General features: G+C 49.3%; 11 protein-coding genes and 1 pseudogene. 2 read left to right on the forward strand and 10 right to left on the reverse strand.

Features of this window, described 5'->3' with window-relative positions; all coding sequences use genetic code 11:
* The first annotated feature begins 76 nt into the window (after positions 1 to 76).
* A complete protein-coding gene (locus tag LAJLEIBI_RS11430; RefSeq protein ID WP_006442214.1) occupies positions 77 to 1,639 on the forward strand; it encodes a hypothetical protein in 1,563 nt (520 codons plus the stop codon).
* A gap of 257 nt (positions 1,640 to 1,896) precedes the next feature.
* On the opposite strand, the gene LAJLEIBI_RS11435 is transcribed toward LAJLEIBI_RS11430, so the two are convergent.
* From LAJLEIBI_RS11435 to LAJLEIBI_RS11470, 7 genes and pseudogenes are all read right to left on the reverse strand, one after another.
* On the reverse strand, positions 1,897 to 2,445 hold the full coding sequence (locus LAJLEIBI_RS11435; RefSeq protein WP_205689554.1) for a hypothetical protein: 549 nt from the start codon (positions 2,443 to 2,445) through the stop codon (positions 1,897 to 1,899).
* A gap of 23 nt (positions 2,446 to 2,468) precedes the next feature.
* Positions 2,469 to 3,323: pseudogene (locus LAJLEIBI_RS11440) on the reverse strand (KilA-N domain-containing protein).
* 469 nt (positions 3,324 to 3,792) lie between these two features.
* Positions 3,793 to 5,175 carry a 23S rRNA (uracil(1939)-C(5))-methyltransferase RlmD gene (gene rlmD / locus LAJLEIBI_RS11450; RefSeq protein ID WP_006442220.1) on the reverse strand — a complete coding sequence of 461 codons (1,383 nt, stop codon included), beginning with the start codon at positions 5,173 to 5,175 and terminating at the stop codon, positions 3,793 to 3,795.
* A gap of 25 nt (positions 5,176 to 5,200) precedes the next feature.
* Positions 5,201 to 6,142: an NYN domain-containing protein gene (locus LAJLEIBI_RS11455; RefSeq protein WP_006442221.1), complete on the reverse strand. Its 942-nt coding sequence runs from the start codon at positions 6,140 to 6,142 to the stop codon at positions 5,201 to 5,203.
* 142 nt (positions 6,143 to 6,284) lie between these two features.
* The gene (locus LAJLEIBI_RS11460; RefSeq protein ID WP_006442223.1) at positions 6,285 to 6,527 is read right to left on the reverse strand and encodes a hypothetical protein; all 243 of its coding nucleotides are present in this window, start codon (positions 6,525 to 6,527) and stop codon (positions 6,285 to 6,287) included.
* Between the two features lie 114 nt (positions 6,528 to 6,641).
* Positions 6,642 to 8,873, reverse strand: coding sequence for a DNA helicase PcrA (gene pcrA / locus LAJLEIBI_RS11465; protein ID WP_006442224.1), 2,232 nt, complete (start codon positions 8,871 to 8,873; stop codon positions 6,642 to 6,644).
* Positions 8,870 to 9,262, reverse strand: a complete 393-nt coding sequence (locus LAJLEIBI_RS11470) for a DUF3783 domain-containing protein (protein WP_006442225.1) — start codon at positions 9,260 to 9,262, stop codon at positions 8,870 to 8,872. The genes pcrA and LAJLEIBI_RS11470 overlap by 4 nt, the downstream gene beginning before the upstream one ends.
* Positions 9,263 to 9,437: 175 nt before the next feature.
* Between LAJLEIBI_RS11470 and LAJLEIBI_RS11475 the strand changes: the two genes are divergently transcribed.
* Positions 9,438 to 10,724, forward strand: coding sequence for a polysaccharide deacetylase family protein (locus tag LAJLEIBI_RS11475; RefSeq protein WP_006442226.1), 1,287 nt, complete (start codon positions 9,438 to 9,440; stop codon positions 10,722 to 10,724).
* Here LAJLEIBI_RS11475 and LAJLEIBI_RS11480 read toward each other — a convergent pair.
* The 3 genes from LAJLEIBI_RS11480 to LAJLEIBI_RS11490 all read right to left on the reverse strand — a co-directional run bounded on the left by LAJLEIBI_RS11480 (position 10,689) and on the right by LAJLEIBI_RS11490 (position 13,905).
* On the reverse strand, positions 10,689 to 12,104 hold the full coding sequence (locus tag LAJLEIBI_RS11480; RefSeq protein WP_006442227.1) for an MATE family efflux transporter: 1,416 nt from the start codon (positions 12,102 to 12,104) through the stop codon (positions 10,689 to 10,691). The two genes, LAJLEIBI_RS11475 and LAJLEIBI_RS11480, sit on opposite strands and share 36 nt — an antisense overlap.
* Positions 12,105 to 12,320: 216 nt before the next feature.
* Complete coding sequence (locus LAJLEIBI_RS11485) at positions 12,321 to 13,280, reverse strand: alpha/beta hydrolase (RefSeq protein WP_006442229.1); 960 nt, start codon at positions 13,278 to 13,280, stop codon at positions 12,321 to 12,323.
* A complete protein-coding gene (locus LAJLEIBI_RS11490) occupies positions 13,261 to 13,905 on the reverse strand; it encodes a TetR/AcrR family transcriptional regulator (protein WP_006442230.1) in 645 nt (214 codons plus the stop codon). Before LAJLEIBI_RS11490 ends, LAJLEIBI_RS11485 begins: the two co-directional genes overlap by 20 nt.
* Between the last annotated feature and the right edge of the window lie 8 nt (positions 13,906 to 13,913).

A 13,913-nucleotide genomic window follows, 5' to 3' on the forward strand; every position in this document is an offset into this window, starting at 1 on the left:
GATTCTACGAGAAAAAAGTTGATGCTTTTCTCCTCCTGTGGTATACTGTTCTCATGAATACAAAGGAGGAAGAATCATGCGGGAGCCAAAGACAAATTTTGCCATGCTGCTGCGTCTGCTGGGTGCGCGCCCGTGCGACGTCTGCGAGGCAGTTGGCGCGGACAAAAGCCTTGTGAGCCGGTGGTGCAATGGCAAGCAAAAGCTGATGCCCGGCCACGGCTGGGTGGACAAGGTGGCCGACTACCTGATCCTGCTGGATGGGCGGCTGCGAGAGCCGGTGCTGAGAGAGGTACTGGCGGCCTACTATCCCGACGAAACGCTGGACACGCCGGAGCTGCAGCGTGTCGTACTTCTGGAATGGCTGGCTGCGATGGGACATCTGCCGGCCCAGCAGCAGACGGACAGGCCGGGGCTGGCCGGCCTTGTGATGGCCAGGGCGGCCGCGCTTTCCACGCCACAGCCTGCCCCCGCACCGGTGGAACCGCCTCAGCCGCTGCCGATGAAAAATGCCGTGGTGTACGGCAGAAAAGGGGTGCAGGGCAGCGCCTTGCAGTACCTTGACCTGGTGCTTGCGCAAACCGAACCGCAGGAAATCCTGTACGTCTGCCCGGAAGGACTGGATATGTACACCCGGGATGAAAAATTCGGTGCGGTACTGATGGACAGGCTGATGGAGGTGTTCGCGGCAGGGCACACCCTGTCGGTAGTGCTGCGCACCGATTATAAAATGACCGACGTTTCTGCCTTTTCCGGGCGGTGGCTGGTAGCACACCTGCTCGGCTACGTGCGCAGCTATTACTTTGATGAGTTTCATAAAACCTACGATGAAAAGATGCTGGTGGTAGTGCGGGACAAGATGGCGATGAAAGTGACGGACAACAGACTGACTGACGACAGCGGCGTCTACACTGCCATTTACTTCGACAAGCCCACGGTGGAGCAGATATGGCAGGAGAGTGCGGGCTACCAAAGCCGGTCAAAGCAGCGGTTCCATTACCATCTGTTCGAGCAGCCGGACGGATATCTGCGGGGCGTGACGCCTCTGCCGGACAGGGCGCACTATCAGTTCGTACGGCTCCCCCATTTCGGGATCAAGGGGGCAGAATGGGGACAGGAGGATTTCAACATTACCGATGCGGAACGCGAAAAACTGCTTCTGGATTTCAGCCCGCTGTGCGTGCCGGCGTCGTATTACGAAGCGCAGACCCCGGTGCGGTATCTGTACTGCGAGGATGATATTGAGGACGCGCTATTAAAGAGCCGGCACGTCTGCCCCGAACTGACCGCCATGCTGGGGCGGCGGGTGGTTATGACGACGCAGACGCTGGTCGACCGTCTGGCGCTGTTGAAAAAAATGCTGGAGCAAAAGAAAGATTTTGAGGTCTGCTTTGTGCGGGACGAGCACTTTAAAAAGCTCACCATGCAGATCGCCTGCTGGGGCGATGTAGCGGCCATAGGCTGGATCGCGGGGGGCAAGAGCACCGCCTGCAAGGACTACACTAACACCAATGCCCTCACCGGCTTTTGTGAATCCATCTGGGCCAAGATTCCCAACATAATGAAAAGCCGCCGCGCGGCCTTGCGAAAGCTGGACACATGGCTGAAAAAGGCAGCGAAGTACGGGTATAGAGTGGAGTAGACCGCTCGTTGGCGCACTGCCCTCCCCATGACCGCTGCTGCAGTGACAGCTGCGCGTCCTGCGGACGCTGAAAAAATGACACGAGCCGGCAGAATGACGGGCACGCAAAAAACTCCATGTGACGATACTTCATCACATGGAGCTTTTCAATCAAGCCTTTTCATACATCTATTTATCAGTACGCAATAACTACTAGCCTGTAAGAAGAGCAGACATCAATACTACGCACTCCACGGTATTACCTCTTCCCAGAAAATTTATAGCTTCAATTCTTTTAATATTACTGCATATTTTCTATAATCAGCTATTGAATTTTGAAAATCTTTTTGAGCTTGTTTCGGTAATGCTTCAATAACTTCTTTCTCAACAAACTCTGCTATTTCTTGCATAGCACTAGCTATGTCTTTTATTATGTGATCAAATGTACCATTTAGCGTATAATGCATTAATCGGTTTCTATATTGATAAATATGTATACTAGCAGTAAATACATATTTCATTTCACATATATTCTTTAACCTCAAAATCCCTGACTTAACATCCACACTTATAAAATCCCCTACTAAATAATCTGAATATTTAGCTTTATTCAAATCAGAAAAAATAAGCGTCCAATGTTCCTGCTCTAACCTATATTTAATAAGTAGCTCTATGCAATTTGCCAAATTCAATATAATATGTTTTACAGTTAATTCATCAAAATCGCCTTGGCTAAATAAATCCAAAAATGGATCTAATTCTACATTTACCATTTCCATTGAATCATGTATATTATTCAAAAAGTAAAGTTCATATTTCATAGCCACCCATTGCTTTCATTTTTTGTTATCTACTTCATATTAGATTCTACATCTAATTTCGGCAAATTATTTAAACTTACCATTTCCAATGTCTGCAGCTGCTGTACTGCTAACTGTCGGAGTAATTCCATCCGCTCTTTCTGATTTTTCCCCTGATTGATCAAAACAGCATTAGAACTCTCCAGATTAGAAAGCACCAGTAATTGATTCAGCGTTGCAGCATCTCTCATGTTACCTTTTAGGGCCGGATTTTCATCCTTCCACTGTTTCGCTATTTTTCCGAACAAAACAACATTCAACACATCCGCCTCATTAGCATAGGTATACGCCACCTGTACAGGTGTTAATTCTGGTGGATTCAGATTTTCTTTTATTGCATCTGTATGTATCCTATAATTCAACTTAGAAATTTCTCTGTTCAAGTTCCAATTCAGGGATAATCGGCTATTCTCATCTGTTTTTAGCCGCCTGTAATCCTTCATAATATACAACTGAAATTCAGGAGAAATCCAAGTTGCAAAAGATATGGCAATATCACTATGGGCATACGTTCCTCCAAAGCGTCCTGCCTTTGAGACAATACCAATAGCATCTGTCGCCTCTATCCATTTTTTAGGCGACATTGTAAAAGCGTTTGCTCCTGCCTGCTTTTTTAACCCCTCGAATTCGAGGGGTTTAAAATCTGGATTGTGTAACCTTTCCCATAATCCCAGAAATTCTATTACATCCCGATTTCTCATCCAGTTTTATATAACTGCTGTCGGGTCATCACTCTTATACCTTGCAATATCTGTCAATGAAATAAATTCATTTTCAAAATCCAATGTATAAATACCGATATCTATTCCATTTGCATGGATTGTATCTTTAATTGCCTTCCCCATTACTCCTCCTGTAATTACATCATAATCTTTTTAAAACGCCTTATCCTTTTTTACTTTAAGGATCTTCTATTGAATAACTGTCTTCATCTTCCCACATTTTCCAATACGCTTCAACATAAAATTGAATACAACTCGGATAACTATATAAATATCTTTTCGTTTATTAAATCACCCCGAAATATTTGAGAGCATCCTTTATCACTTCTAACTTCTCTACAGTCGGATGCTTCTTCGGTTGTTTCAATTTCTCCGCCGCATTAGGCGCATCGTACATTGTCAAACCTAAGACCTCTTTACTTTTGCAATATACGCTGTATGAACTTTAAATCCGTATTTCTTTTCAACATACTCCTGTATCATTTTTTATGTGATTTTCGGTTTCGGCTGATATTTCTTTGCCCGTTCACCGATCTTATCCAAAGGCTCTTTACCTTCGCCTTCTCCGAATTCTAACTTCACATTAATAACACTATCTGGGTGATTTGTGGGACAAAAGTACAACCGTCTCAACGTGCACCGTCCCAGGGAACAGATCCACGCACCCCATCCGTTCCACCTCATACCCTCTCCCCTGCAGCATCTCCAAATCTCTCGCAAGGCTGGTAGGCTTACATGCGATATACACCATCCGCTCCACACCAAAGTTCGTTATCTTCTCCAGCGCCTTCGGGTGCACGCCGTCTCTTGGCGGGTCAATGACGATCAGATCCGGCACTTCCCCGAGTTCATCTATGACCTTCAGCACATCTCCGGACCAGAACGTACAATTGTCAAGCCCATTGAGCTTCGCATTCTCCTTTGCCGCCGCTACAGCCTCCTCCACGATCTCCACACCGACCACCCGCTTGGCCACCGGCGCCAGTATCTGGGCGATAGTGCCGGTGCCGCTGTACAGATCAAAGATCACCTTATCCTTTGTGTCGCCGATATACGTTCTGGCCATTTCGTAAAGCACTTCCGCTCCGAGAGAATTTGTCTGAAAAAAGGAAAACGGCGTGATCTTGAATTTCATCCCGAGCAGCTCTTCGTAAAAGCAGTCCTGTCCGTAAATTATATCTGTCCCCTCGTCCTTCACCACATCCGCCACACTGTCATTTTTCGTGTGGAGGATGCCGGCTATCTTTCCATCAAGCGGAAGGTCAAGCAGCTGTCCTGCCCAATACTCCTGCCCGAATCCACTTTCAAAGTCATATTCTGTTGTCGTCACGATATCTATAAGGATTTCCCCTGTATTCACTGCCTTTCTCACAAGGAGATGACGGAAAAATCCTGTATGTTTCATACGGTGATAATAGGGTAGCCCTGACTTTTTGGCGCAGTCAAGCGTACAGGCCAGTATCTTCCTGTAATCTTCATCAACGATCCTGCAGTCCGCCACATTTACAATGTCGTGGAAGCTGCCTCTTTTATGCATGCCGAGAGCCAGCGGGCCGTCTTTGTATTCGTCCCCGAAGGAGAATTCCATCTTATTGCGGTACTCCTGCCGGGCCGGGCTTGGTTTGATGCCCTCCCACACATAGTCCCCGTCCACTGCCTCATCCATCATGGACTTGACCTGGGATTCTTTCAGCTTCAGCTGCTCCTCATATGGCAGGTTCTGATACGTACAGCCGCCGCACTGGCCAAAATGCGGACAGTCCGGCGTCATCTCCAGCTCGGACGGCCGGAGCACTTCCAGAATTTTCCCCTCTGCCTTTCCCTTTCGTATCTTGCTGACTGAAAACTTTACCTTCTGACCCGGAATCCCATTTTTTACTGTCACTGTCTTATCTTCATCAGGTAGGAATACCTTCCCCTTGTTCGGGAATTCAACTGACGTGATCACTCCTTCGTATACCTGCCCTTTTTTCATCTTTCTTCTTCCTCTCTGTCTTAACTTAATCTGCGTATTTTGCTTTCATTATCGTCTTGTCCTGCTGTACCCGGATACTGCGCAGGCTCTTTATATACTGGCTGAACTGTGAATATCCGTAATCGCTTATCTTGAAGTTCTTATATTTCTCATATACACGGTTTCCGAGGATACTCAGTTCGATCCCGTCTTTTCCCGCTTCTTTCACAAGCTTTAACACAAAGCGGTCGATGTCTTCCTTCATGCCTTTGTCTTCCTTGAGTGTAACGGACATAAAATTGCCTTTTTTTACAAGCTGGATCCTTGTGAAATCCTCCAGGAAGCGGGACAGCATATTGTAGCCGTAGCTTCGCACGTCAAAGTCCGGATACAGACTGACGAGGCGGCTTCCGACTTCACCGAGCCCCGTCTGCTTATTATTGTCCTGATTCTCAATGATCATCTTGATGATCTCATCCTCGATCCGTTCCCCGCGCAGGCCGCCGTGGAGTTCTTCTGTCTCCTCCAGTTCCTCTTCCTCTCCCGGTACCGGCTCGTTCAGCAGGTTTTCCAATATGGTGAACTTGTCGCACGCCTTGCGGAACGGTTCCGGTGTCTTGTTTTCGCCCATGCCGATGACCAGCTTTCCGCTCTCTCTCAACCGGCTGACAAGACGGGTAAAATCACTGTCGCTGGACACGATACAGAAACCGTGCACGTCATTCGTGTACAGAATATCCATGGCATCGATGATCATGGCTGAGTCGGTCGCGTTCTTTCCCTGCGTGTAACTGAACTGCTGGATCGGCGTGATCGAGTTGGTCAGCAGTTCATCCTTCCACTTGGAATGCTGGGTGCTTGTCCAGTCTCCGTATATCCTTTTGTATGTTATGTTCCCGTACTTGGAAAGCTCCGTCAGTATCGGTTTTATATATTTTGCAGATATGTTGTCTGCGTCTATGAGCAGCGCAAAGAATTGTTCATCCATCTTCTATTTCCTTTCTCCGGCAGGTCTGCTTATTTGAATCGCCCGCCTCCAAACATAAGAGTTTCCTCTATCACATAAAAAGCAGGCAGGATAACCTGATGTCTCCAGCCCGCTTCTCTCTTTTCGTATCAATATTGTTCTTCTATACCTGATCTTCGTCATTGAAGAAATTATCATCAAAATCATCCTCAAAATCTTCTTCAAAATCCTCCAGATAATCTGGTGTAAAGAAACAATATACAGCATATGCTATTCCCGCAACGGCAGCTACTGCACCTACAATGGCAAGTACCCAGAGAACTGTCTTACAGTGCTTGTCATCTTCCTTCTTATTAACCAGCTCGCTTAACTTCGTTGCTGCAATAAAATCCTCTACCTTACTCATGCTCCCACATCCTTTCTCCTGCTTGTCAACGCAAGTTCGATTATTGACTTTATTATAACACTATCAATTTGAGATTACTATATATTTATGCCAAAATTGCCAACTTTTATCCATTTATATCTTTTCCAGCCTGGCAAATGTTGCAAACATTTTTTTCGTGCCGGGGCCGTCAAAATCCACCGTCACTTCATAGTCTCTTCCGCCTTCTGTTATGGCCGTAACCGTTCCTGCCCCGAACTTGATATGGCGCACCCGGTCGCCTACCCCGTAGCCCGGTCCGCTCCCGTCGGAGACGGCAAACTGCCTGACCGGCCTGGCCGCGCCTCCAAACGCCTTTGTGCGGAATGTCTGTCTCGCCTGGGCGTACGCGCCCTGCCGCGGCGGTTCTTCTTCCTTTTCAAACACTGCCCCCGTTGCGAGCAGATCCATCGGTATCTCTTTCAGGAACCGGGACATCTTATTGTACTGTGTCTCCCCGCGGATCATCCGTCTTCTGGCGCAGGTGAGCGTCAGCTCTTCCTTCGCCCGCGTGATCCCCACATAACAGAGGCGACGTTCTTCCTCCACTTCCTCCGGGTCGTCCGCCGTTATTGTCATGTAACTCGGGAAAATGCCGTCCTCAAGACCCGCCAGATACACCCGCGGAAATTCCAGTCCCTTGGCGCTGTGCAGCGTCATGAGCACCACATAGTCACTGCTCTCATCGAGACTGTCAATATCTGCCACAAGCGCAACTTCCTCCAGGAATCCGCTCAAAGTCACCGGTTCGTTTGACTCCTCGCACGCTTCCTCATAAGCGGCGATCTTGCTCATGAGCTCGTCGATATTTTCGATACGTGTCTCTGCCTCTATGCTGTCCTCTGCCTGCAGGCTCTCAATGTACCCAGTCTCATCTATGATCTCCTGCATCAGGTCGGAGATGGACATCTCCCGGGCATCTGTCTTGAAATGTTCGATGAGCGCCACAAAGGACTCCAGCCTTGACGCTCCTCTTCCGATATTCGGTATCAGGTCCACCGCGCAAAGCGCCTCATAGAAACCGATACCTCGGCTGGAAGCATATTCCTGCACCCGGTTGATGCTCGTAAGCCCGATGCCGCGCTTCGGGACATTGACGATCCTGCGCACCGCCAGATCATCCTGTCCGTTATCTACTGTCTTCAGATAAGAAAGCAAGTCCTTGATCTCTCTTCTGGCATAAAAGTTGACGCCGCCCACGACTTTATAGGGGATATTGGCCGTCACAAACTTTTCTTCAAACATACGCGACTGGGCATTTGTCCGGTACAGGATGGCATTGTCGTTATATGTACAGCCTCCGCTATCTACCTGTTCCCGGATATCTCCGACGATATACTCTGCCTCATCGTAAGCGGAGTCGAACTGTCGGAAGTGGATCTTGTCTCCCTCTCCGTTGTCCGTCCAGAGTGTCTTGTCCTTCCTGCCGTAATTGTTGCGGATGACCGCGTTCGCCGCATTGAGGATATTGCTCGTTGAGCGGTAGTTCTGCTCCAGCTTGATCACTTTCGCATCTTCATACACCTGCTCAAAGTTCAGTATATTCTTGATATTCGCGCCGCGGAACTTATAGATAGACTGGTCGTCATCTCCCACGACACACAGGTTCCTGTATTTGGAAGCCAGGATCCGTATGAGCTCGAACTGCACCGTGTTCGTATCCTGATACTCATCCACCATGATGTACCGGAACCGTTCCTGGTAGTAGTCCAGAATATCCGCCTGTGTCTGGAACAACTGTACCGTCTTCACGAGCAGATCGTCAAAGTCCAGCGCGTTGTTGGCGCGCAGCTGCTTCTCATACTCTTCATAGACCTGCGCGATCTTCTGCTTGTTGTAATCTCCCTCCGCGCGTATGCGGTATTCCTCCGGAGTGATAAGCTCATCCTTTGCAGAGGAGACCGCGCCCAGCAGCGTGCGCTCTTTATATATCTTCGTGTCGATTTGGAGCAGCCTGCACACATCCTTCATCAGCGTCTTCTGATCGTCACTGTCATAGATGGTAAAGTTCGTGTCATAGCCCAGCTTGTCGATATGGCGGCGCAGGATCCTCACACATGTGCTGTGGAATGTGCTGACCCATATACTCTCTGAACCGAAGCCGACGATATTGTCCACACGTTCCCGCATCTCTCCCGCGGCCTTGTTCGTAAATGTGATCGCCAGAATGTTCCATGGATTGACTCCTTTTTCTTCTATCAGATAAGCAATTCTGTGGGTCAGGACCCGTGTCTTACCGGAACCGGCCCCTGCCAGTATAAGAAGCGGCCCTTCTGTATGATATACCGCTTCCTGCTGCTGTTCATTTAATGTCTCGTAGATGCTCAATCTTTCTTATTCCTTTCCATTTCTTTCATATATTCATGTTCTTTCTGGATCTCATCATGCAGCGCAATAGACGTCCACTCCCGGTTAGAGGGAGTGAGCATCGCCTTCAGTCCTATTTTGATCCCTTCCTTGCGCATGAGAAACAAAGCCTTGTCCATCATATCTTCCGAGGCGGCGTTGATGACAAGCATCTCGTCAGAAAACCCGTCCTCTGCACAGACCGAAGCGGCATCCTCCGCTTTGTCCGTCCCCGCCAGCGCTCCGACCGGCAGCATATATTCTTCTTTTTCCACATGCCGGACCTTATAGCCAAGAAAGCCAAATATCATGGCGATCTGTTTTCCCTTTTTTGTACCTTTCAGATTATAGCATAATACACTTGATCTCATCGTATAGATTCCCTTCACAAAAGTCTGTTTCCATTATAAGTTCTTTGCCCGCGAAGTGCAAGGAAGACATTCAGAAAATATTAATAGTTTCTTACTGTTTTCATTCGTCATATTGCGACAAATTATGCTATAGTAGGATTACAGGATATTATAATAACTTAATGAGGGGATATAGATGGAACAACAGACAAACAACACACATTCTCACACGCACAGCGGACATATTTCCAGACGCCGCAGGAAGCTGAAACTGTACCGGAATCTCAAGATAGCAGCCGGCTGCGCCGCCGCTGTCCTGCTCGTGTCAGCAGCATTTTTAACCGTCCGCGCATACACCCAGCCTATAGACATCACGTTAAAACTGAATAAAGCCGAGATCACACAGGGAGAGGAACTGCCCACGCTTAAGGCAACTGCGGTATACAATGGCAAAAATCCGGATAAGATGCTGGATAAAAAAAGAAAGCTCACTGTAAAAGATTTTATCAATGAGCTTAATTCCGGCAAATACTATACCTTCTCCTGCAATGCGGACCCGGCCGTCGACAATACATATCCGGTCAAGATCGTCCTGAATGAAGATTTTAAAAAACAGCTGAAAGAAAAATGGGCCTCCCGGCTTAAGCTTGACATACAGGACGGAGATCTTATCGTAAAAAATAAACTCGGAGCATGGGACGGCAGGAAGTTCAAGCTGAACAGCGGAGCATATATGGCAGGTGATTTTCTCACCTCCAGGGGAAATACATATTACTTTGATGAGAACGGCGACATGGTGACCGGACAGCGCCAGATCGGACTGAAGCTCTGTACTTTTGACAAGGACGGAAAACTCACGGCCAAAAGCGATGCCGCCGTGCAGCCGGACAGGCCCATGATCGCCCTCACCTTCGACGACGGCCCCGGAGAGCGTACGCAGGAACTGCTCGGAGTGCTGGAACGTTATAACGCACACGCCACATTTTTTATGCAGGGAATGAATGTGCCGAAATACCCTGACGCCATAAAGAAAATGCTGGAGACAGGCTGTGAGCTCGGCAATCACTCGTACAACCACCCGGACCTCACAAAGCTGAAACCGGAAAAGATTAAGAAACAGATCGGGGATACGAACGCGGCCATTCAGAACATATGCGGCCAGCCCGCTGATGTCCTCCGGCCTCCTTACGGCGCCATCAACGACAAGGTGAGAGCCAGCGCCGGAATGCCCATGATCCTCTGGTCCGTAGACACCCTCGACTGGAAGACAAAAGATACACAGGCAACGGTCGAGTCTATCCGCGCTTCCGCAGGTGACGGCGCCGTCATTCTCCTGCACGACATCCATTCCTTCAGCGTGGACGCCGCCCTGGCCGTCATACCAGAGCTTACGAGACAGGGCTACCAGCTCGTGACGATAAGCGAGATGGCGGCCGCAAAAGGCGTATCACTCGAGAATGGAAAGACATACGGAAGTTTTTAGAGATTTTTCTTTTTTCCTTTCTTCTGTCTTCATCTCCCGGAACACGTGATATATACAGAAGACCGCCGCTGCAAAGGACACGATATCAGCCGCCGGGGCAGAATACAGCGCCCCGGTCACTCCAAATATTCCCGGCAGTATAAGGGCAAGCGGCACGCTCAGCACAAAATCTCTCAGCAGCGACAATGACATGGACAACACCGGTTTGCCGAGCGACTGCAGGAAAATACTGGCTGACTTCTGCAGGCAGCACAGAATGATCATCCCGAGAAACACCCGGAAGGACAGCACTGCAAATTCATTATATAACCCGTTCTCACTCCCGAATAATCCAATGATCTTAAGCGGAAAGCACTCGAAACCGATACAGGACACGATACCCACCGCCAGTTCTGCCAGCATCATCTTTTTGAATATCTCCTTTACTCTCCCGTAAAGCCCTGCCCCGTAGTTATATCCTACGATCGGCTGGGCCCCTGCGGCGATTCCTACCACAACAGAGATGACGATCTGGAACACTTTCATCACGATCCCCACAACCGTCAGCGGAATATCCGCGCCATATTTAGACCTTGCCCCATAGAAGACAAGCACATTATTCATCACGATCATGATTGCCACGATGGACACCTGCGTCAGGAAGCTGCTGATACCAAGAGGCAGTGTTTTTTTCAGTAGTCCGGCAGACAGACGGAAGCTGGACTTTTGAAGCCGGAAAGACTTTGTATGAAATAAATAGTATACTGCCAGCAGGGCCGACACTGCCTGCCCTGCAACGGTCGCCACAGCAGCTCCCATCATTCCCCAGTGCAGGACGAATATTGCCACCGGATCCAGCACCACATTGATCATACACCCTGCAAGTGTTGACAGCATGGCAAACTGGGGACTTCCGTCCGCGCGTATGATCGAATTCATCGCATTGGCAAACATAAAGAAAGGGATGCCTATTATAATATACTGAAAATATTCCTCCGCGTACGCGATATTGTTCTCTGTTGCCCCGAATCCGGCCAGCATTGGTTCCTTCACAAGAAGGAAGATCATTGTCAGCAGCAGTCCGCCCGCCGTGATCATCACGACCGCGCTGCCTACGCTTTTGTGGGCGCCTTCTGCATTCTTCATTCCCTGGCAGATGCTCAGGCAGGCGGCGCAGCCATCTCCCACGAGCAGCGCCAGTGCCAGCGCGATCACAGTGATCGGGAATACGACATTTGTCGCCCCGTTCCCGAGATACCCGACACCCCTTCCTATAAATATCTGGTCCACAATATTATAAAGCGCTGACACAAGCAGCGACATAATGCACGGAACTGAAAACTTCAGCATTAATCTGCCTACCGGTTCCTGTACAAGATACTCGTTTACATTCTGACTCATTTATTCTGTTCTCCTCTCTTTTCTCATCTTCCGGCAGAAAAAAAGCAGCGAAGACATGATTCATAACTTTCGTTACAATTACGATCACATAATCTTCACTACCATTTCTATCTCATGCAATATTCTTTTTTCCGCCCGAACAAGTATATTTTACCAGATGTAGGAACACCCATGTAAGGAGAAATTTTATTTTTGTCACATTTCCCGAAAGAGGCTTTATTTCTCTGCCGAATTCCCGTCATTTTGCTCCCAGAGCCAGTGCACCGCCTCCATGTATGCCCCGCGGTCTTTCAGATAGCTTTCGCAGTGCTCTGCGCCGTCCACGAGCAGGAGGCGCTTCCTGCTCCTGCACGCCTCATAATTGTGCAGCGTCATCTCACATGGCACAAAGGTGTCCGCCTTTCCGTGTATGAACAGCACCGGCACAGTACAGTTCTCCATCGCCTCCGGCGCGGAATAGTCGTCGAATCCGAAACCTGCTTTTCTTCTGCACCGCCGTGTCAGCCGCTTCACTGTACGTGTGCCTACGAGGCGGAAATGTTTCTGGCCAAAGTTCAGCACCATATCGCCGGGACGGGAAAAGCCGCAGTCCGCTATAATGCCCTTTACACATTCCGGTAGCCTTTCCCCTGCCGCCATGAGCACCGTGGCGGCTCCCATAGATACGCCGTAGAGGTACACGGGCACATTCTCTTTGTTGTGCTCCTCTACCCAGTCAAGCCACGTGTGGCAGTCGTGCCGCTCCAGTATGCCGAAGCCCATATAAGTACCCTCGCTTTCTCCCTGGGCACGCTGCTCCGGCAGAAGAAGACTGCTGCCTTCTTCGTACAGTTCCCTTGCGCACGCCCCAAAGTCATGCTTCCACGTACCGCGCCACCCGTGGAACATGACTACGATCCGCCCGGCATCCCGGGCTTCTATATAATGCCCTTTCAGCTTCAGCCCGTCAAAGCTTTTTACTGTGACCGTCTCGCTCCTCTGCTTATCAAGCCAGTCCATCCCCCGGCGGATCTCCTCCCGGCACGGCTTCTTCCTGTCATCCTGGCTTTTGAAGAAGCGGCATCTGCGCTCCACCGCCATATTCAGAAAGATCCGCAGCGCGGCAAAGTCCGCAGCCGCGGCCGCGGCTATGGCTGCCGCCGCCTTCACAGATGTCTTAAGTCTCTTCTGCATCATTTCCCTCCTCTGAGCGTGCATATATCCTGGCAAACTCCCGCACATGCCGTTCCAGCTCCAGAAACGCTTCCGCCTCCCGCTCCGGCTCCTGGTCGTATTTGTTCAGCAGGAAAAACACCGGGGCATAAAAATTCATGGCCATGGCAGCCGGATCTGCCTCCTTCAGCACGCCCCAGCGTGTCATTTCCCGGAACAGGGCCGTCTGGTACGCGATACTGTCTTCCATGAACAATTTTCGGTACACGCCGTATATCTCCTTCGTCCGGTACTGCTCTATCGTCAGCATACGCCGGAAACGGGCCGCAAACTCATCTTTCAGGTAGAACAGAAATATCTGTCTGCTCAGCTGAATGAGGCCCTCCGTCGTCAGATCTCCGTATATCCTTGCCGCCCGCTCCATATCCGCCTCATCGGGAAGGCCGAGTGTCTGTGACATGCGCTCCATTCTGGAAGACATCTCCTGCACGATCGTGTCAAAGATTTCCTTTTTACTCTTATAGTGTTTGTACAATGAACTGTCTTTTATTCCTACAGCTTCCGCAATATTCTTTACGCTCGTCCCCTCATATCCCTTTGTGGAAAATAAGGTAAGCGCCTCTTCTATGATCCGCTCTTTTGTCCTCATAGCTTCCT

It is taken from the genome of [Clostridium] hylemonae DSM 15053 (assembly GCF_008281175.1).
Lineage (GTDB): Bacteria > Bacillota > Clostridia > Lachnospirales > Lachnospiraceae > Extibacter > Extibacter hylemonae.